The 18,951-nt window shown below is 63.6% G+C and carries 14 protein-coding genes; 9 read left to right on the top strand and 5 right to left on the bottom strand.

Annotation, left to right across the window (positions count from 1 at the left end):
• Positions 1–460 precede the first annotated feature (460 nt).
• Positions 461–1,402 (bottom strand): nucleoside hydrolase, encoded by a 942-nt coding sequence (locus ASD04_RS06310; protein WP_056254175.1) that lies wholly within the window; start codon positions 1,400–1,402, stop codon positions 461–463.
• A 145-nt stretch (positions 1,403–1,547) separates the two neighbouring features.
• Here ASD04_RS06310 and ASD04_RS06305 point away from each other — a divergent pair, with 145 nt between their 5' ends.
• The 9 genes from ASD04_RS06305 to ASD04_RS06265 all read left to right on the top strand — a co-directional run bounded on the left by ASD04_RS06305 (position 1,548) and on the right by ASD04_RS06265 (position 16,644).
• Positions 1,548–2,804: an AI-2E family transporter gene (locus ASD04_RS06305; protein WP_056254172.1), complete on the top strand. Its 1,257-nt coding sequence runs from the start codon at positions 1,548–1,550 to the stop codon at positions 2,802–2,804.
• Positions 2,805–2,881: 77 nt separating this feature from the next.
• Positions 2,882–4,744 carry a monovalent cation:proton antiporter-2 (CPA2) family protein gene (locus ASD04_RS06300; RefSeq protein WP_244488265.1) on the top strand — a complete coding sequence of 621 codons (1,863 nt, stop codon included), beginning with the start codon at positions 2,882–2,884 and terminating at the stop codon, positions 4,742–4,744.
• Between the two features lie 97 nt (positions 4,745–4,841).
• Entirely contained in the window at positions 4,842–7,319 is a 2,478-nt protein-coding gene (locus tag ASD04_RS06295) for a glycogen/starch/alpha-glucan phosphorylase (protein WP_056254169.1), read from the top strand.
• A 49-nt stretch (positions 7,320–7,368) separates the two neighbouring features.
• Positions 7,369–9,564, top strand: a complete 2,196-nt coding sequence (gene glgB / locus ASD04_RS06290; RefSeq protein WP_244488264.1) for a 1,4-alpha-glucan branching protein GlgB — start codon at positions 7,369–7,371, stop codon at positions 9,562–9,564.
• A gap of 54 nt (positions 9,565–9,618) precedes the next feature.
• Positions 9,619–10,890, top strand: a complete 1,272-nt coding sequence (gene glgC / locus ASD04_RS06285; RefSeq protein WP_056254162.1) for a glucose-1-phosphate adenylyltransferase — start codon at positions 9,619–9,621, stop codon at positions 10,888–10,890.
• Positions 10,890–12,350 carry a glycogen synthase GlgA gene (glgA, locus tag ASD04_RS06280; protein ID WP_056255450.1) on the top strand — a complete coding sequence of 487 codons (1,461 nt, stop codon included), beginning with the start codon at positions 10,890–10,892 and terminating at the stop codon, positions 12,348–12,350. The genes glgC and glgA overlap by 1 nt, the downstream gene beginning before the upstream one ends.
• Positions 12,331–13,965, top strand: a complete 1,635-nt coding sequence (locus ASD04_RS06275) for an alpha-D-glucose phosphate-specific phosphoglucomutase (RefSeq protein WP_056254159.1) — start codon at positions 12,331–12,333, stop codon at positions 13,963–13,965. Before glgA ends, ASD04_RS06275 begins: the two co-directional genes overlap by 20 nt.
• A gap of 13 nt (positions 13,966–13,978) precedes the next feature.
• A complete protein-coding gene (gene glgX / locus ASD04_RS06270) occupies positions 13,979–15,994 on the top strand; it encodes a glycogen debranching protein GlgX (RefSeq protein WP_244488263.1) in 2,016 nt (671 codons plus the stop codon).
• 224 nt (positions 15,995–16,218) lie between these two features.
• The gene (locus tag ASD04_RS06265; protein ID WP_156461136.1) at positions 16,219–16,644 is read left to right on the top strand and encodes a hypothetical protein; all 426 of its coding nucleotides are present in this window, start codon (positions 16,219–16,221) and stop codon (positions 16,642–16,644) included.
• Positions 16,645–16,767: 123 nt separating this feature from the next.
• On the opposite strand, the gene ureG is transcribed toward ASD04_RS06265, so the two are convergent.
• Genes ureG through ASD04_RS06245 form a run of 4 tightly spaced genes read right to left on the bottom strand, consistent with a single transcriptional unit; the run spans position 16,768 to position 18,948 of the window.
• The gene (gene ureG / locus ASD04_RS06260; protein WP_056254154.1) at positions 16,768–17,400 is read right to left on the bottom strand and encodes an urease accessory protein UreG; all 633 of its coding nucleotides are present in this window, start codon (positions 17,398–17,400) and stop codon (positions 16,768–16,770) included.
• On the bottom strand, positions 17,397–17,828 hold the full coding sequence (locus tag ASD04_RS06255; protein ID WP_056254150.1) for a DUF3995 domain-containing protein: 432 nt from the start codon (positions 17,826–17,828) through the stop codon (positions 17,397–17,399). The genes ureG and ASD04_RS06255 overlap by 4 nt, the downstream gene beginning before the upstream one ends.
• Positions 17,825–18,487: an urease accessory UreF family protein gene (locus tag ASD04_RS06250; RefSeq protein WP_056254148.1), complete on the bottom strand. Its 663-nt coding sequence runs from the start codon at positions 18,485–18,487 to the stop codon at positions 17,825–17,827. Before ASD04_RS06250 ends, ASD04_RS06255 begins: the two co-directional genes overlap by 4 nt.
• A complete protein-coding gene (locus tag ASD04_RS06245; protein ID WP_056254145.1) occupies positions 18,484–18,948 on the bottom strand; it encodes an urease accessory protein UreE in 465 nt (154 codons plus the stop codon). Before ASD04_RS06245 ends, ASD04_RS06250 begins: the two co-directional genes overlap by 4 nt.
• Between the last annotated feature and the right edge of the window lie 3 nt (positions 18,949–18,951).

Here is an 18,951-nt window from a genome sequence, read left to right as displayed (position 1 = left end):
CGTCGCGGATACGAATGATGGGCGGCCTTTGGACCAAGAACTGTCGACATGGACTATATCGCAAGCCCAGCTGCCGACTTTCTGCCCGGCCAAACGGGCGCCCCCGTCTCCAGCCTCCCCGCCCGGCCCTGCGTCGGGGCCGCGTGATGGCGGGGATGGGGTGATCATGCCATGAGGGTTTGGGGGTGGGGATAAGTTTTTTTGGGCCGGTGCTTTTGGCCCACCCCCACCCTCTACCGCATACCGAGCGTGGGCTCCCTCGCCCCTGAGAGGAGAGGGTGGGGTGAGGGGTTCAGTGCTTGTGTGAGCACGGTGCCCGACGCGGCGCTGAACCCCTCACCCGCCCCTTCGGGTCGACCTCTCCCCTGAGGGGAGAGGTGACTTCGCTCCACTCCATAGGCGATAGCCCTTGCCACAAGGGGGAGGGAATGAGGGTGGGGCGGATCGGCCTTTTGGGCGGCTATGGCAGCCGGGCCAGGCGCTCGGTGAGCAACTGATAGAAGCCTTCGGCATTGCCGCTTCTGAGATAGTTGACGTTCCGCACCTTGCCGGTGACGTGCCAGTAGTCGGTGACGGTCATGCCGACGGTGAGTTCGCTTGATGTTTCGATGGTGACGTTGCAGTGGCGGCCTTCGAAGAGGTCGGGGCGGAGGAGAAACGCGATGACGGTGGGATCGTGCAGGGGGGCGCCGGACCAGCCGTATTTCTTGAGGTCGAAGCCTTCCGAGAAGGTCAGCATATCGTAGACGGCCTTGCCGGTTTTGTTGCCTAGCCCGAGAAGGGTGGCGAGACGCTCGGGGGTGGACTGGATCTGGTGGGTCACGTCGAGCGGCAGCATGGTGATCGGCGCGCCGCAACGCAGCACGACATCGGCCGCTTCGGGATCGACATAGATGTTGAATTCGGCCGCCGGGGTGATGTTGCCAACCTCGAAATAGGCGCCGCCCATCATGACGATTTCGGCGATGCGTTCGGCAATGGCGGGCTGCTTGACCAGGGCCATGGCGATATTGGTCAGCGGCCCGAGGGTGCAGAGGGTGATCGTGCCGGGTTCTGCCGCCATCAGCGTGTCGATGATGTAGTCGACGCCATGCTGAGCCTGCAGTGGAATAGTGGGCTCGGGCAGGTCGGGGCCGTCGAGGCCGGTATCGCCATGGACATGTTCCGCCGTCACCAGATGCCGGCGCATGGGGCGGGCGCAGCCGGCATAGACGGGAATGTCGTGGCGGCCGGAGAGTTCGACTACCTTGCGGGCATTGTTGGCATTGTGGTGCAGGCCCACATTGCCGGCCACCGCGACGATGCCCAACACCTCCAACTCTTCGGGGGAAGCCAGCGCCAGCAATATGGCGACGGCATCGTCCTGGCCGGGGTCGGTATCGATGATGATCTTGCGGGGCATGACGGGTCTTGGCAGGGCGGGAGAATCGGGCGGCACACTAGCGGCTGGCGAAGCCGGGGTCGACTGGTCTGCGCCGCCTTGCTCAAACGGAACGTTTGTACCGGGGCGGCGTTACCGATCCGCGAGGGGATTCAGGAAAAAAGACATGGCACGCGCAGCAAAGCCGGCGACACCACAAGACGTGAGCGAAAGTCAGTTCGAGCGCGTCATCGCCAATGCCGCGCGCATTGCAATCGTGTTCGTTGGATTTCTCGCCCTGCTGTTCGCGCTGCAGGTGGGCCAGGTGTTCCTGGCGCCGGTGACGCTGGCCATTGTGATCGGGCTGATGTTCGGGCCGGTGGCCGACCGGGTCGAGCGGTTCGGTGTGCCGCCGGCGTTGTCGGCGGGCGTCGTGGTGCTGATGCTGATCGGAGTCATCGCGGCGGGCGTGACGCTGTTTGCGGTGCCGCTGTCGGAATGGGTGGCACGGGCGCCGATGATCTGGGCCAAGCTGCAGCAGCAATTGGCGAGCCTGCAGGGGCCGCTGCAATCGGTCAGCGCCTTTCAGGAGCAAATCTCGTCCATATTGGGCAGCGACAGCGCCATGGCGGTGACGGTGGAGGATGGCGGGCAGATGATCAGCGTCGCCATGTTGGCCCCCGCCATTCTGGCGCAGATGCTGATCTTCCTTGCCAGCCTCTATTTCTTCGTGGCGACGCGCGACCATATCCGTATCTCGGTGCTGTCGCTGTGTGTGAGCCGGCGGATGCGCTGGCGCACGGCGCATGTGTTTCGCGATGTGGAGCAGAAGGTCAGCCGGTTCCTGCTGTCGATTACCTTCATCAATTTCTGCGTGGGCTGCGCCGTGTCGCTGGCCATGTGGGCCATCGGCATGCCCTCGCCGATCCTGTGGGGCGCGATGGCGGCGGTGCTCAACTACATCCCCTATGTGGGGCAGGGCGTGATGGTGCTGGTGCTGCTGGCGGTGGGACTGGGTACGCAGACGGGGCTGGAGAATATTCTGCTGCCGGTGGGGTGCTACATCGCCATCAACTTCATCGAGGGCCAGATCGTGACGCCGCACTTCATCGGGCGGACGATGACGCTCAACCCGTTCCTGATCTTCCTGTCCATCACCTTCTGGCTGTGGGCCTGGGGGCCGATGGGGGGGCTCGTGGCGGTGCCGACGCTGCTGATCGCGACGTCGATGCTGGCGCATATGCTGCCCAGCAAGCCAATGGTGCCCAGCCGGCCGGTGCGCCGCACGGCCAGGATGACCGAGCGTCAGGAGTTGCTAGCCAATACGGCCAAGGCCATCCGCGAGCAGGCCGAACTCGAACAGGAGCCGGTCGAGAAGCGCAAGGAAGAGCGGTTGCAGCCACCCGAGGGAACCGCGCCGAGCGGGGCGGAGCCGGCGGCTTAGGTGCCATGCCGAGGATGACCTTGACGCGATAGCGCGAGGACGAAAGACTCCGGCCCTGATCAGGTGCGGAGTCTATAGTGGCGGGTGAAGGTATCGGACATGCGGCGGAAGCCGCGGCGCATGGCGTGGACCTCATTCCGGTGGTGGCCCTGCTGGGTGCGGCTGTTATCGCCGTGCCGCTGTTCAAGCGGATCGGGCTGGGGTCGGTGCTGGGGTACCTCGCTGCCGGGCTGCTGCTGGGGCCATCGGGAATCGGATTGATCAACGATCCGGAGTCGGTGCTGACCACGGCCGAACTGGGCGTGGTGATGTTCCTCTTCATCATCGGGCTCGAAATGGAGCCGTCCAAGCTATGGGCGCTGCGCAGGCAGATATTCGGGCTGGGCGTGATCCAGGTGGCCGGCTGCGCGGCATTGCTGACCGGGGTCGGCGTGCTGCTGGGCTTTGCGCCGGTGGTGGCCTTCGTTTTCGGCGCGGGGTTCGTGATGACCTCGACGGCCATCGTCATGCAAATCCTGGGCGAACGCGGCGAGCTGTCGACCGATGGCGGGCAGCGCATGGTGTCGATCCTGCTGCTGGAAGACCTGGCCATCGTGCCGCTGCTGGCCGTGGTGGCAATCCTGGCGCCAGGAACGGGCGAAGAGGTCGATATGGTGACGCGGCTGATCGGCATCGCGGCGCCGATCGGAGCGGTGCTGCTGCTGATTTTCATCGGGCAGCGCATCATGAATCCGTTCTTCGCCTTGTTGGCGTCGAGCAAGCTGCGCGAAGTGATGACGGCGGCGGCGTTGCTGGTGGTGCTGGGCGCGGCGCTGCTGTTCCAGGCAAGCGGGCTGTCCATGGCCATGGGGGCGTTCCTGGCCGGGGTGCTGCTATCGACATCGACGTTCCGGCATCAGCTTGAGGCCGATGTGGAGCCATTCCGCGGCATCCTGCTGGGACTGTTCTTCCTGGCGGTGGGCATGTCGCTGGACCTCGGCATTGTCGGCGCCAACTGGCAGATCATCGCCATCAGCGTCGCGGCCTATATGCTGGTCAAGGCGACGGCGATCTATGTCATCGCGCGGCTGCTCAAATCGAGCCATGCCATGGCGCTGGAGCGAGCCGTGCTGATGGGGCAGGGCGGCGAATTCGCCTTCGTGCTCTATACGACCGCCGTTTCGGCGGGGATCATCGACGGGCCGACCAATGCGATCTTTACCGCCACGGTGATCGTCTCGATGGTGCTGACGCCGTTCTTCATCATCGGGTTGCGCTTCGTGATGCCCAAGCCGGTAGAGCAGTCGATGGAAGGCGTGGAAGCGGCCGATGGCCTGTCCGGACGCATCCTCATCATCGGCTTCGGGCGGTTCGGGCAGATCGCCAGCCAGCCTTTGCTGGCCTTGCGGCACTCGGTGTCGATCATCGACAACGACACCGAGATGATAAGGGCGGCGGCGCAGATCGGCTTCAAGGTCTATTACGGCGACGGCACGCGGCTCGATATCCTGCATGCGGCCGGGGCGGGTACGGCCGATCTCATTCTCATCTGCACCGACCGCAAGGAACAGACGACGCGCATCGCCGAGCTGGTGCGCGACGAGTTCCCGCTGGTGCGGGTGATGGCGCGGGCCTTCGATCGGGCGCATGCGATCGAACTGGTCACGGCCGGCGTGGAATATCAGTTGCGCGAAACATTCGAGTCGGCGCTCACCTTCGGGGGCGAGGCGATCAGGATGCTGGGGGCGAGCGAGGAGGAGGCAGCGGCGGTCGTCGAGGGGGTGCGCAATCGCGATGGCCAGCGCTTCGACCTGCAACTGGCCGGCGAGGACTGGCGCAGCCTGGGCCAGCTGCTGATCAGCAATGCGCAGGATCAGGCGCGTGAGAGCGGCGTCACCGTGGCCGAAGAAACGGCGGAAGATGCAGTGGCCAAGAGCACGCAGCCGGTAAAGCCTGTCTGAGCCGGCTGCATTGCATGGGGGCTTCCGCCTGCACAAATTAAGTGCAAGACTAAAGTCTCTAGAGGGGAATACATCGTCATGAAACCTGGATTGCGATATGCCGCAACAGCCGATCGTTTACGACGCCCCTACGCCGGAGCCCCGTGCCAGAACTGTTGAGGCTATCCAGGCTGAAATCCTCGAAAGACTGATCTACTCGGTTGGCAAGGATCCCATTGTCGCCCGGCCGCATGACTGGCTGGSGGCGACGATCCTGGCGGTGCGCGACAGGGTCATGGATCGCTGGATGGAGTCGTCGCGCGAGACGTGGCGCACATCGCGCAAGCGGGTCTATTATCTCAGCCTCGAATTTCTGATCGGAAGGCTGATGCGCGACGCGATGAGCAATGTGGGGCTCATCGAACCGGTGCGCGATGCGTTGAAGAACCTCAATGTCGACCTGGGCGACCTGATCAACCTGGAGCCCGACGCGGCCCTAGGCAATGGCGGGCTGGGGCGGCTGGCGGCGTGTTTTCTCGAATCCATGTCGACGGTACAAATTCCGGCCTATGGCTATGGCATCCGCTATGTGCATGGATTGTTCCGCCAGGAAATGAGCGAGGGCTGGCAGGTCGAGCTGCCCGAGGAATGGCTGGCGCATGGCAATCCCTGGGAATTCGAGCGGCGCGAAAGCGCCTATGAGATCGGCTTTGGCGGGCATGTCGAGAAGGTGACCGACCCCGATGGCTCCGAGCGTCAGGAATGGCGGCCGAACGACCATGTGCTGGCGGTGGCCTATGACACGCCGATCGTGGGCTGGCGCGGGGCGCGGGTGAATACGCTGCGGCTGTGGAGCGCACAGCCCATCGACCCCATCCTGCTCGACAAGTTCAATTCGGGCGACCATATCGGCGCGCTTGAGGAAAGCTCGCGGGCGGAAGCGATTACCCGCGTGCTCTACCCGGCCGATTCGACGGCCGCCGGGCAGGAATTGCGGCTGCGGCAGGAATTCTTCTTCTCGTCGGCTTCGCTGCAGGACATCGTGCGGCGGCATCTGCAGCAATATGGCGACCTGGGCTCGCTGCCCGACAAGGTCGCCATCCAGCTCAACGACACCCATCCGGCAATCTCGATTGCCGAGCTGATGCGCATACTGGTGGATGACAACGGCATCAAATGGGCGGATGCCTGGGCGCTGACCAAGGGCACATTCGGCTATACCAACCACACCCTGTTGCCCGAGGCGCTGGAGAGCTGGCCGGTGGCCCTGCTGGAGCGGCTGCTGCCGCGGCATATGCAGATCATCTATCAAATCAATGCCGATGTGCTGGCCGATGCGCGGACCCGCGCCAAGTTTACCGACGCGCAGATCGCCAATGTGTCGCTGATCGACGAGGCAGGTAACCGGCGCGTGCGCATGGGGCAACTGGCCTTTGTCGGGTCACATTCGATCAACGGCGTGTCGGCGCTGCATACCGAATTGATGAAGCAGACCGTGTTTTCCGACCTGCACAAGCTCTACCCCGATCGCATCAACAACAAGACCAATGGCATTACGCCGCGGCGCTGGCTGATGCAGTGCAATCCTGAGCTGACCAAGCTGATCAGCGAGCGGATCGGCCCGGAATTCCTCGACAATATCGACCTGTTGCGGGGACTCGACGCACATGCGGACGATCCCGGTTTCCAGGGGCAGTTCGCGGCGGTGAAGCAGGCCAACAAGCAAAAGCTGGCGCGGCTGATCAAGGACCGGCTGGGGATCGCGGTCTCGCCCGATGCGATGTTCGACGTGCAGATCAAGCGCATTCATGAATACAAGCGGCAATTGCTCAACATCATCCAGGCCGTGGCGCTCTACGACGATATCCGCACCCATCCGGAACGGGACTGGGTGCCGCGCGTTAAGATTTTCGCAGGCAAGGCGGCGCCGGGCTACTGGAACGCCAAGCTCATCATCAAGCTGATCAACGACGTGGCCAAGGTCATCAACAATGACCCGGCGGTGCGCGGGCTGCTCAAGGTGGTGTTCCTGCCCAATTACAATGTGAGCCTGGCCGAGGTGATCGTGCCCGCCGCCGACCTTTCCGAGCAAATCTCGACGGCCGGCATGGAAGCCTCGGGCACCGGCAACATGAAGTTCATGGCCAATGGCGCCATCACCATCGGCACGATGGACGGCGCCAATGTCGAAATGCACAAGGAAGTGGGCGCCGACAATATCGTCATCTTCGGGCTGACCACGGCGGAAGTGAACGACAAGCGCGCCCGGGGCGAAGTGCCGCGGGCCGCCATAGACGCCTCGCCACGCCTCAAGGAAGCGCTGGAATCGATCGCGTCAGGCGTGTTCTCGCCCGATGATCCGCATCGCTATCGTGACCTGATCGGCGGGCTCTATGACCATGACTGGTTCATGGTGGCGCGCGATTTCGATGCCTATGCCGAAGCGCAGGCCGAAGTGAATGCGATGTGGCGGGACAAGAGGCGCTGGAACGCCATGGCGATCCGCAACACCGCCCATGTCGGCTTCTTCTCGTCGGACCGGACGATCAGGCAATATGCCCAGGATATCTGGGACGTGCCGGTGACGCAGGCATGACGGTGGCCAGCGGACGGCAAGCGGCGAGCAAGACCGGGGGAGCGTGCGTGTGAGCAAGGAAGACTGGCAAGCCGATGCGCGGGAAGTGGAGGCGATCGTCAATGGTCGCCACCCCAATCCGTTCGCGTTTCTGGGCCTGCATGAGGTCGGCGGGCAATGGGTGCTGCGGGCCTTTATCCCGCATGCGGAACTGGTATCGGCCTATTCGCTGGACGGGGTGGCGCTCGGCCACCTGATCCCGCGCCATGCAGCCGGTTTCTTCGAGGGCAAGATCGCCATCGGCCAGCGCCAGCCGATCCGTTATCGCGCCAAGAATGCCGGCGGGGAATGGGATGTGTACGACCCCTATTGCTTCGGGCCTGTGCTGGGGCCGATGGACGATTATTATATCGGCGAAGGCAACCACCTGCGGCTGTTCGACAAGCTCGGCGCCCATGAGATGAAATTCGAGGGCATCCACGGCACCCATTTTGCCGTGTGGGCGCCCAATGCGCAGCGCGTGAGCGTGGTCGGGCTGTTCAACGAGTGGGACGGACGCCGCAATCCGATGCGGAACCGCATCGAGACCGGTATCTGGGAAGTGTTCATCCCGGTGCTGGGGACCGGGACACTCTACAAGTATGAAATCGTCGGGCCGGATGGCGTGGTGCAGCCGCTGAAGGCCGATCCGTTCGCGCGGCAATCGGAATTGCGGCCACGTACGGCCTCGGTGGTGCCTGACCCGACCGAATTCGCCTGGACGGATGCCAAGTATATCGAGGACCGCGCCACCCGCGACTGGCGCCGCACGCCGATGTCGATCTACGAGGTGCATCTGGGCAGCTGGCGGCGGCGGCCGGATGGCGGGTTCCTGACCTATGACCAACTGGCCGAGCAATTGGTGCCCTATGCGGCGGATATGGGCTATACCCATATCGAGCTGCTGCCGATCACCGAGCATCCGTTCGATCCGAGCTGGGGCTACCAGCCGACCGGCCTCTATGCGCCGACCTCGCGCCATGGCGATCCGGCGGCGTTTGCCCGCTTCGTCAATGCGGCGCATGAGGCAGGGCTGGGCATCATCCTCGACTGGGTGCCGGCCCATTTCCCGACCGACGCGCATGGGCTGGCCCGTTTCGACGGCACCGCGCTCTATGAGCATGCCGATCCGCGGCAAGGCTATCATCCGGACTGGAATACCGCGATCTACAATTTCGGCCGGCGCGAGGTGGTGAGTTTTCTCGTCAACAACGCGCTCTACTGGCTGGAAAAATTCCATCTCGACGGGCTGCGCGTCGATGCGGTGGCGTCGATGCTCTATCTCGATTATTCGCGCCAGCAGGGGCAGTGGGTGCCCAACAAATTCGGCGGCAACCAGAACCTGGAAGCGGTGGAATTCCTGCGCCGGGTGAATTCGGAAGCCTATCGACTGCATCCCGGCACGTTCATGATCGCGGAGGAATCAACGTCCTGGCCTGGCGTCAGCGCTCCGGCCTATACGGGCGGGCTCGGCTTCGGGTTCAAGTGGAACATGGGCTTCATGAACGACACTTTGCGCTTCATGAGCCGCGAGGCCGTGCATCGCAAATACCACCACGGCGACATGACATTCGCCACGGTCTACGCCTTCAGCGAGAATTTCGTGCTGCCGCTGAGCCATGACGAGGTGGTGCATGGCAAGGGATCGTTGCTGGAGAAGATGCCGGGCGACGACTGGCAGCAGTTCGCCAATCTGCGGGCCTATTACGCCTTCATGTGGGGGTTCCCCGGCAAGAAACTGCTGTTCATGGGCCAGGAATTCGCGCAGCGCGATGAGTGGGCCGAGGGCAAATCGCTGGACTGGTACCTGCTCGATGCGGGCATGCATGAGGGTATGCGGCGGCTGGTTGCCGACCTCAACCTGGCCTATCGGCAATTGCCGGCCCTACATGAACGCGATTGCGAGCCGGACGGGTTTGAATGGGTGATCGGCAACGACCACGCCAATTCGGTGTTTGCCTGGCTGCGCAAGGCGCCGGGGAGCGACCCGATCCTGGTGGTTTCCAATTTCACGCCGGTTCCGCGCAGCGGCTACAAGATACCCATGCCGCTATCCGGCAAATGGGTGGAACGCATCAATACCGATGCGGGGTGGTATTCAGGGTCCAACACCGGAAACCAGGGAGCGGTCGAAGCCTATGCGGTCGAGGGCAGGCATTGGCCGGCGGAGGCGGAGATTTATCTGCCGCCGCTCTCGACGCTGTACCTGAAATACGAGCCGGCTTGACCGGATGGAGTGCAATACGTCCCGGCAAACGGGCAGTAGTGGAGGGTTAGAAGAATGGCAGACTACAGAGTACCATCGCCGCTGGCCCGCGAGGCCATGGCCTATGTGCTGGCGGGAGGACGCGGCACGCGCCTGATGGAACTGACCGACCGGCGCGCCAAGCCCGCCGTCTATTTCGGGGGCAAGTCCCGCATTATCGACTTCGCGCTCTCCAATGCGATCAATTCGGGCATCAGGCGCATTTCGGTGGCGACGCAATACCAGGCGCACAGCCTGATCCGGCACCTGTCGCGCGGCTGGAACTTCCTGCGGCCGGAACGCAACGAGAGTTTCGACGTGCTGCCCGCCAGCCAGCGGGTGGCCGAGGACATGTGGTATGCCGGTACGGCCGACGCGGTGTACCAGAACATGGACATCATCGAGGATTACGGCGCGCGCTATATCGTCATCCTGGCGGGCGACCATATCTACAAGATGGACTACGAAATCATGCTGCGCCAGCACGTGGACACGGGCGCCGACGTGACCATCGGGTGCCTCGAAGTGCCGCGCATGGAGGCCACCGGATTTGGCGTCATGCATGTGGACGGACGCGACCGGGTGATGGATTTCGTCGAGAAGCCCAAGGATCCGCCGGCCATTCCCGACAAGCCGGACACGGCGCTGGCGTCGATGGGCATCTATGTGTTCGAGACGCGGTTCCTGATGGAGCAGTTGCGCCGCGACGCGGCGACCGAGGGATCGAGCCGCGATTTCGGCAAGGATATCATCCCCTATATCGTCAAGAACGGCACCGCCTGGGCGCATCGCTTCACCCGCTCCTGCGTGCGCTCGTCCAAGGAAGACGTGGCCTATTGGCGGGACGTCGGCACGATCGACGCCTATTGGAAGGCCTCGATCGACCTGACCGATATCGAGCCGCAGCTCGACCTCTATGACCGCGACTGGCCGATCTGGACTTATGCGGAAATCACGCCGCCGGCCAAGTTCGTGCATGATTTCGACGGGCGGCGCGGTTCGGCGGTCAATTCGCTGGTGTCGGGCGACTGCATCATTTCGGGCGGGCATTTGCAGCGCACCCTGCTCTCGACCGGCAGCCGCGTGCATTCCTATTCGGTGCTCGAAGAGGCGGTGGTGCTGCCCTATTGCGACGTCGGGCGCAATGCGCGGCTCAAGAAGGTCGTGATCGATCGTGGCGTCAACATCCCCGAAGGGCTGGTGGTGGGCGAGGATCCCGAATTCGACGCCAGATGGTTCCGGCGGACGGATGACGGGGTGACGCTGATCACCCAGGCGATGATCAACAAATACCTGGCGGGCCGATGATCGAAGTTCTCTCGGTTGCTTCCGAGGTCTATCCGCTGATCAAGACCGGGGGGCTCGCCGACGTGGCGGGCGCCCTGCCGGGCGCGCTCGGCAGCCGCGGCGTCACCATGCGGACGCTGGTGCCGGGCTATCCCGCCGTGATGGGCAAGCTCGGCGGTGGGCGCGTGGTCAGGGAGCTCGATGACCTGTTCGGGGTTCCGGCCAAGCTGATCGCGGCGCGGGTGGAAGGGCTCGATGTGATCGTCATCGATGCGCCGGCCCTCTATGACCGGCCGGGCAATCCCTATGTGAGTCCTGACGGATGGGACTGGCCGGACAACTGGAAGCGCTTCGCGGCCCTGGGCTGGGTTGCGGCCGAGCTGGCCCAGGGGCTGGTCGAGGGCTACCACCCGCAAGTGCTGCATTGCCATGACTGGCAGGCGGGGCTGGCGCCAGCCTATATCAAGTTCGGGCCGACCAATGACGTCAAGACGGTGATGACCATCCACAACATCGCCTTCAAGGGGTCCTTCGGTGCGGAAATCTTCAGCCAGTTGCGGTTGCCGCCGCATGCTTTCGAGATGGGCGGCGTCGAGTTCTATGGCGGGGTTTCCTATCTGAAGTCGGGCATGGAATGTGCCGACTATGTGACTACGGTCAGCCCCAATTATGCCGACGAAATCCGTACGCCGGAATTCGGCATGGGGCTGGAAGGACTGCTGAACGGGCGAGCCGATACGGTGGTGGGGATTCTCAACGGCATCGACGTGCATGCTTGGAATCCGGCGAGTGACGCGGCGCTGGCGCAGACCTATTCGGCCAATACGATCCAGGCGCGGCAGGCCAATAAACGTGATGTGGTGGAGAAATTCGGACTCGATGGGGTCGATGGGCCGCTGTTCTGCGTTGTCAGCCGGCTGACCGACCAGAAGGGCATGGACCTGCTGCTGCAGACCGTGGACGGGCTGGTCGATCTGGGCGGCAGGCTGGCCGTATTGGGGTCGGGCGATGCGGCGCTGGAGGACGGGTTTCGGGCCGCGTGGGCCAGGCATACGGGCAAGGTCAGCATCATTACCGGCTACAATGAGCAACTGAGCCACCTGATGCAGGGCGGGTGCGACGCCATTCTCATTCCGTCGCGCTTCGAGCCCTGCGGGCTGACCCAGCTTTATGGGTTGCGCTATGGCTGCGTGCCGGTGGTGAGCCGCATCGGTGGGCTGGCCGATACTGTCATCGATGCCAACCCGGCCGCCCTCGCGGCCGAGGTGGCGACGGGCGTGGTGTTCGACGCGGGCAGCGCGCATGCGCTCTATGAGGCGGTGCGCAGGACGGTGCGGCTCTATCATGACGACAAAATCTGGAAGAAAATCCAACGGCGGGGAATGAAGTCGGACGTGTCCTGGGACACCAGCGCCGCGCGCTATGCCGATCTCTACGCCAATATTACCGGGCTGATGAGCAATGACGATCCAGACAACTAAGACCACGCCTTATGGCGACCAGAAACCGGGTACGTCGGGCCTGCGCAAGCGGGTGACGGTCTGGCAGCAGCCCAACTATGTGGAGAACTATATCCAGGCGATCTTCGATAACCTGGAAGGGTTTAGCGGCAAGACGCTGGTCATCGGCGGGGACGGGCGGTTCTACAATGATGTCGCCATCCAGAAGGCGATCCGCATCGCGGCGGCCAATGGGTTCGGTAAGGTCCTGGTGGGGCAAGGCGGCATTCTGTCGACGCCGGCCGCCAGCCACCTGATCCGCCACTACAAGGCGTTCGGCGGGCTGGTGCTGTCGGCCAGCCATAATCCGGGCGGGCCGGAGGGCGATTTCGGCATTAAGTACAATATCGGCAATGGCGGGCCGGCGCCGGAGAAGATCACCGATGCGGTCTATGCGCGGACGCAGGTGATCGACAGCTACAAGACGGTGGATGCCGGCGATATCGACCTGGGCACGATCGGCTCACAGCGGGTGGGCGACATGGTGGTCGAGGTGATCGACCCGGTGGCCGACTATGCGGCGCTGATGGAGACGCTGTTCGATTTCGGCGCGATCCGGGCGCTGTTCGCCTCGGGCTTCCGCATGACGTTCGATGCCATGCACGCGGTGACGGGGCCTTATGCCCATGCGATCCTGGAAGGCATTCTGGGCGCGCCGAAGGGGACGGTGCTCAACGGCACGCCGTCGCCGGATTTCGGCGGCGGGCATCCCGATCCGAACCTGGTCTATTGCAAGGACATGTTCGACCTGCTGATGACCCCCGATGGCCCCGATTTCGGGGCGGCGTCGGATGGCGACGGGGACCGCAACCTCGTCATTGGCAAGAACCGGTTCGTGACGCCATCGGATTCGCTGGCGCTGCTGGCGGCCAATGCGCATCTGGCGCCGGGCTATAAGGGCGGGATCGCGGGCATTGCGCGGTCGATGCCGACAAGCGCGGCGGCCGACCGGGTGGCGGAAAAGCTGGGCATAGAAATGCACGAAACGCCGACGGGCTGGAAGTTTTTCGGCAACCTGCTCGATGCCGGGCGCGTCACGATCTGCGGCGAGGAGAGCGCTGGAACGGGCTCGAACCATGTGCGCGAAAAGGATGGGTTGTGGGCGGTTTTGCTGTGGCTCAACATCATCGCGGTGCGCAAGCAAAGCGTCGACGAGATCGTGCGTGAGCACTGGGCGACCTATGGGCGCAACTATTATACGCGGCACGATTACGAAGAGGTCGATGCTGCCATCGCCAACAAGCTGGTCGACGATTTGCGGGCAGAATTGCCCAGGCTTGCTGGTAGAATTCTTGCAGATGACCTGCAGGTTGCCTATGCCGACGACTTCACCTACCACGATCCTGTCGACGGTTCGACCAGCGCCAGGCAGGGGATCAGGATCGGCTTTACCGACGGCTCGCGGATCGTTGTCCGGCTGAGCGGAACCGGCACGGTCGGCGCCACGTTGCGGCTCTATCTGGAGCGCTACGAGGCCGCCGATGGACGACATGATCTTGAAACCCAATCCGCCCTTGGGCCCCTTATCGGGCTGGCCGACCAGCTCACGGGGATCAAGCAGCGCACCGGGCGCCAGGAACCCAGCGTCATCACCTAGCATCGGAAGACCAATGAAACCCATGCTTGTCCCCAATGGGGGCAGTATTACCCATCTCGGCGCTACGCTGACGGAGGCGGGAGTCAATTTTGCCGTTTATTCGGAAAGCGCCACCAATATCTGGGTGTCGATCTATGATGAGCAGGACCAGGAAACGGACCGGTTCGAGCTGGATGTGCATCAGGAGCATATCCGCGCCGGGCTGATCGCGGGGCTGGGCGCGGGCACGCGCTACGGGCTGCGGGCCGATGGGCCGTATGAACCGGACCAGGGCTATTTCTTCGATCCGATGAAACTGCTTGTCGATCCCTATGCCAAAAGGCTCGACCGGGTCTTCGTGCGTTCGCCGCGGCTGCGGCTGGATCGCGCCGAGGCGGTGGATACGGCGCCGCTGATCCCCAAGGCCATTGTCGGGGACATGGGCAACGAGAACATAATGCCGCGCAAGAAGGCGCCGGGGCTGTTCTACGAAATGAATGTGCGCGGCTACACCATGCGCCATCCCAGCGTGCAGGGGCCGCTACGCGGCACGATTGCCGGGCTGACGACGCAAAGGGTGATCGACCATCTCAAATATATCGGCGTCGATACGCTGCAATTGATGCCGACGGCTGCCTGGATCGACGAGGGCCACCTGCCGGTGCTGGGGCTGACCAATGCCTGGGGCTATAATCCGGTGGTCTATTCGGCCATCGACCCGCGGCTGGCGCCGCGCGGGCCGCAGGAATTGCGGAACATGACCGATCTCTATCGCAAGAACGGCATCTCGGTGATCCTCGACGTGGTCTACAACCATACCGGGGAGAGCGATGCCAACGGACCGCTGCTGAGCCTGATGGGGCTGGATGCGCGGACCTATTACCGCTTTGTCGAAGCCGATGGAAAACAGCACCTGGTCAACGACACGGGAACCGGCAATACGCTGCGCTGCGACCATCCGGCGGTGCAAAGGCTGGTGATCGACTCGTTGCGCTACTGGGTCGAGGAAATGGGGGTCTCGGGCTTCCGCTTCGACCTGGCGACCGTGCTGGGACGCGATCCGGGGTTCAATCCCAATGCTGAGATGCTGAGGAAGATCAAGGCCGACCCGGTGCTGAGCAAGTGCATCCTCGTGGCCGAGCCGTGGGATCCGGGTCCGGGGGGATATGCGCTCGGGCAGTTCGGCAAGGAATTCAAGGAGCACAACGACACTTTCCGCGACGAAATCCGCGAATTCTGGCGTGGCGAGAATGGCAAGATCGGCGCGCTGGCAGGGAAGGTGGCCGGCTCGGCCGAGATTTTCGATTTTGCCGGCCGCAAGCCCAGCCACGGCGTCAACATGCTGGCCGTGCATGACGGCTTCACCCTGCGCGACCTGGTGAGCTATCAGGACAAGCATAACGAGGCCAATGGCGAGGACAATCGCGACGGCCATAACCACAATGCCTCGTGGAATTGCGGCGCCGAAGGAGAAACCGACGACCCGGCGATCAACGCGGCGCGCAAACGCGACGTGCGGGCGCTGCTGGCGACGCTGCTGCTGTCGCGCGGGGTGCCGCTGCTGCAGCAGGGCGACGAAATGTTCCGCACCCAGCGGGGCAATAACAATGCCTATGCGCAGGACAATGAAATCACCTGGCTGGACTGGGAAAACGGCGATGGCGAATTGGTGGATTTCGTCGCTTCGGTTCACAAGTTCCGCAAGGCGCATGTGGCGCTGACGCATGACCATTTCCTGACCGGCCAGGACAAGAACGGCGTACGCGACGTGGTGTGGCTGCATCCGGATGGCCGTGAGATGAACGAGGGCGACTGGGACTATTCGGGGGCCTCGGTGCTCGGCATGCACCTGACTCACAAGGATGACGAAGTGCTGGTCTGGTTCAACCGGCGCACCGAGCCGGTGGTGGCGCGGCTGCCGGAGGGAGAATGGCAGGTGGGAATTCTCTCCGACAATTCGGCCAGCGTGGTGCTGTCGGAGGGCACGGCAACGCTGACCTCCCGGTCGGTGGTGGCGCTGGTGCGCGGGGCAAAGGCCGCGGAGCAATAGGCGGCTGGGGGGATTGCGCCTACCTTTCCAAGGTTACGTTTCGGACATGATTTGAAGGCTTCCACAATCCACCGGAAAGCCCAAATCATGCCGCGACAATTCCCCATATTCATCCAAAATCCGCCGCGGGCGGGGAGCGATATCCCACCCGTCGACGCGATGTCACGCCGATGACCGCTCGCAGAACCCTGCGGCCTAATCTCGTAAATCGTATGGAGCTCAAAATGAAACCGATGCGCAACGTATCGGCGGCAGTGCTGCTCGCTGCCATTCTTGCCATTCCCGGCACCGCGGCCTTCGCCGCCACCAATGCGGCCGACACCGCCAAGGTGACGATGGGTGTCAAGGCGGACCTGGTTCCCGTGGGGAGCCTCGTCAACATGATCGGACATTGGAAGCCGAGCGACCTGGCCTTCCTCGACAAGGCGACCAGCATCAAGACCTATGACACCAAGGCCCTCTATCCGGCCGCGGAGCAGGCGCAGATCGCCACCGCCGAGACGGTCGAGGCCGGCGAACTCGGCAAGTTCCGCGATGCCATCCGCGCCGACAGCGCGCTCAATGGCTGGTTCGCCGCCAACAAGATCGACATCAACCGGGTGGTCGCGGTCTCCGATCCCAACGGAAACCCGGAAATCTTCCTGTATTAGGGCGCTGAACCAGGGGCCTTGCCAGCCCATCGTGCCCCAGACCCAGCGTGTCCCCGAGCTGGGTCAAAGCGCCGGACCCCCAAGGGTTCGGCGCTTTCGTCATGGCTGGAAAGGGCGATGACCCTATTGCGCAGCCTGGGTATCGGCGAGCCCGCCGGCCCGTTCGATCCAGGTGATGATCCGGTCGAGGCTTTCGCGGCGGAGCAGGTCGGTGAAAATGTAGGGGCGGGTTTCGCGGACCTTCTGCGTATCGGCTTCCATTACTTCGAGGCTGGCGCCGACATAGGGGGCGAGATCGGTATGGGTGATGACCAGGAGATCCGAGCGGGAAATGGCCGGACCGCCCTTGCGGGGGATTTTTTCGCCCTGAGCGACGGAGATGACGTAGATGGTGAGATCGGCCAGGTCGGGCGAGAAGGTGGCGGCCAAATTATCGCCGCCGCTCTCGATGAGGATGATGTCGAGATCGGGGAACTTTCCGACGAGATCGTCGATGGCGGCGAGGTTGAGCGAGGCGTCCTCGCGGATCGCGGTATGCGGGCAGCCGCCGGTTTCGACGCCGACAATGCGATCTTCGGAAATGGCCTGAGCGCGCGCGAGGATCAGCGCGTCTTCGCGGGTATAGATGTCATTGGTGACGACGGCCATGGAATAGCGGTCGCGCATCGCCTTGAGCAGCATTTCGCACAGCGTGGTCTTGCCCGAGCCGACAGGGCCGCCGATGCCGATCCTCAAAGGTCCATTTGGAGATTTCATAGCAGCCGCAGAATGACGAGTGCGGCAAAGCCCAGGCCAAGGAACAGGCAGAGCGGGGAATAGACCCTGATATCGTTGAGCCGGAAATTGGACTCGGGGGTCTTTTCGGCCCACCACGCCGTGTAGCCGATGATGCCGCGAGCGAGGAACACGGCGGCAAGCGGCAGGCCCAGGAGGCTCAGGGGCAGGCCGCCGCTGTCGTGGTCGGCCAGCGCCAAAGCGATGATGCCGGCGGCCAGGGTGGCCATGGCGACGGCGAAGGAGGCCAGGCGTGGCGGCATGCGCTCGATATCCTTGAAGCCGACCACGGTCTGGGCTAGCAGCTTTTCGCCGCGAATGGGCCAAGTGCGGCCGATGGACCAGAGGAAATGGGCAGTCGAGACGGCCAGCAGGGCGATGAACATAAAGGCGGCGATGAGCATGCTCATGAGCGGAAGATTCTCGTGCTGAGGGTTTCGTGGGCCATCTGGGCAATATCGGCCGCGTAGGCCACCGCGCCAATATCGTCCAGTGCGGCATGCTGGCACAGCGTAGCGGCCGATTCTATGGCGGGCTCCAATGCGGCCATGACGGCGAGGCCATCGGACTGGCCGATGGGGACGAGGCGTACCGCGACCGAGACCTGGCTGTGGATGGCTGATGTGAGCCAGGCCAGCAAAGCCGCATCAAGGGCGATGGCGTGGCCGGCGGCGATGGCGCCGACGGCAATGGGGTAGGGGCAGGGCTGGGGCAGGTTGGCAATGACGGGTGTCGGCCAGGCCTTGGCGGCGACGGCGAAGGCCGATCCGGTGATGGTGGTTTCCTCGTGCCGTTCACGGGCCGGGGTCAGGGCGAGGGCGAGAGTGGCGAGGTCGCGCAGGGTGGCCGGGTCGTTGGCGGCGCGGTGGGCGTGGGCAAAAAGAATGGCGTCGGTGCGCAGGCTGCCGTGGTGAAGGACGCCCTCGATCCAGGCCTGGGTGGTGGCGCGATTCCGCACAGTGCCTGATGCAATGGCGGTTTCGAGACCGGCCGACCAGGCAAAGGCGCCGACAGGGAAGGCGGGCGACAGCCAGGTCAGCAGCTTTTGCAGGTCGCGGTTTTGGGTCATCGCGCCAGCAAGGCGTGGCCGGCATCGCCGTGGCTGTGATAGGCGCCGTGTTCGGCGAAGAAGGGCTCGGTGACGTTGGTTACGGTGGCGCCGAGGCCTTCGAGCATGGTCTTGAGCACGTGGTCGCGCTTGATGAGAATGCGGCTCTCTTCGAGCTGGGCCGCGGTGTGGCGATTGCCGATATGCCAGGCGAGACGAACGAGATGGGCGGCGTCGCGGCCCCTGACATCGTAGAGCAGTTCGTCGGCGGCGATGATGCCGGCGACACGGCCGTCTTCCAGTTCCAGAGCGCTGCCATGGTCCAGCGTGACCGTCTGGGGAAAATCCACCATCACCTCCTCGCCATGGGCCAGAAGCAGCAGCTTGCGGCGCAGGCGGCGCTCGGTGTGTTCGAGAGTGACGGTATCGAAGGGCAGGCCGCGGTCATGGCCGGATGGCAGCAGGGAGACGACGCGAAGCATGGG

It is taken from the genome of Devosia sp. Root436, assembly GCF_001426345.1.
Classification (GTDB): Bacteria; Pseudomonadota; Alphaproteobacteria; order Rhizobiales; family Devosiaceae; genus Devosia.
The sequence above is the reverse complement of the archived record's forward strand: the minus strand, read 5'-3'. Positions and strand labels throughout refer to the sequence as shown.

Excerpts from the sequence above, each read along its gene's own strand:
- ASD04_RS06310 (WP_056254175.1), bottom strand. The coding sequence starts at position 1,402 with ATGCCCCGCAAGATCATCATCGATACCGACCCCGGCCAGGACGATGCC.
- ASD04_RS06305 (WP_056254172.1), top strand. The coding sequence starts at position 1,548 with ATGGCACGCGCAGCAAAGCCGGCGACACCACAAGACGTGAGCGAAAGT.
- glgC (WP_056254162.1), top strand. The coding sequence starts at position 9,619 with ATGGCAGACTACAGAGTACCATCGCCGCTGGCCCGCGAGGCCATGGCC.
- ASD04_RS06275 (WP_056254159.1), top strand. The coding sequence starts at position 12,331 with ATGACGATCCAGACAACTAAGACCACGCCTTATGGCGACCAGAAACCG.
- glgX (WP_244488263.1), top strand. The coding sequence starts at position 13,979 with ATGAAACCCATGCTTGTCCCCAATGGGGGCAGTATTACCCATCTCGGC.
- ASD04_RS06265 (WP_156461136.1), top strand. The coding sequence starts at position 16,219 with ATGAAACCGATGCGCAACGTATCGGCGGCAGTGCTGCTCGCTGCCATT.
- ureG (WP_056254154.1), bottom strand. The coding sequence starts at position 17,400 with ATGAAATCTCCAAATGGACCTTTGAGGATCGGCATCGGCGGCCCTGTC.
- ASD04_RS06255 (WP_056254150.1), bottom strand. The coding sequence starts at position 17,828 with ATGAGCATGCTCATCGCCGCCTTTATGTTCATCGCCCTGCTGGCCGTC.
- ASD04_RS06250 (WP_056254148.1), bottom strand. The coding sequence starts at position 18,487 with ATGACCCAAAACCGCGACCTGCAAAAGCTGCTGACCTGGCTGTCGCCC.
- ASD04_RS06245 (WP_056254145.1), bottom strand. The coding sequence starts at position 18,948 with ATGCTTCGCGTCGTCTCCCTGCTGCCATCCGGCCATGACCGCGGCCTG.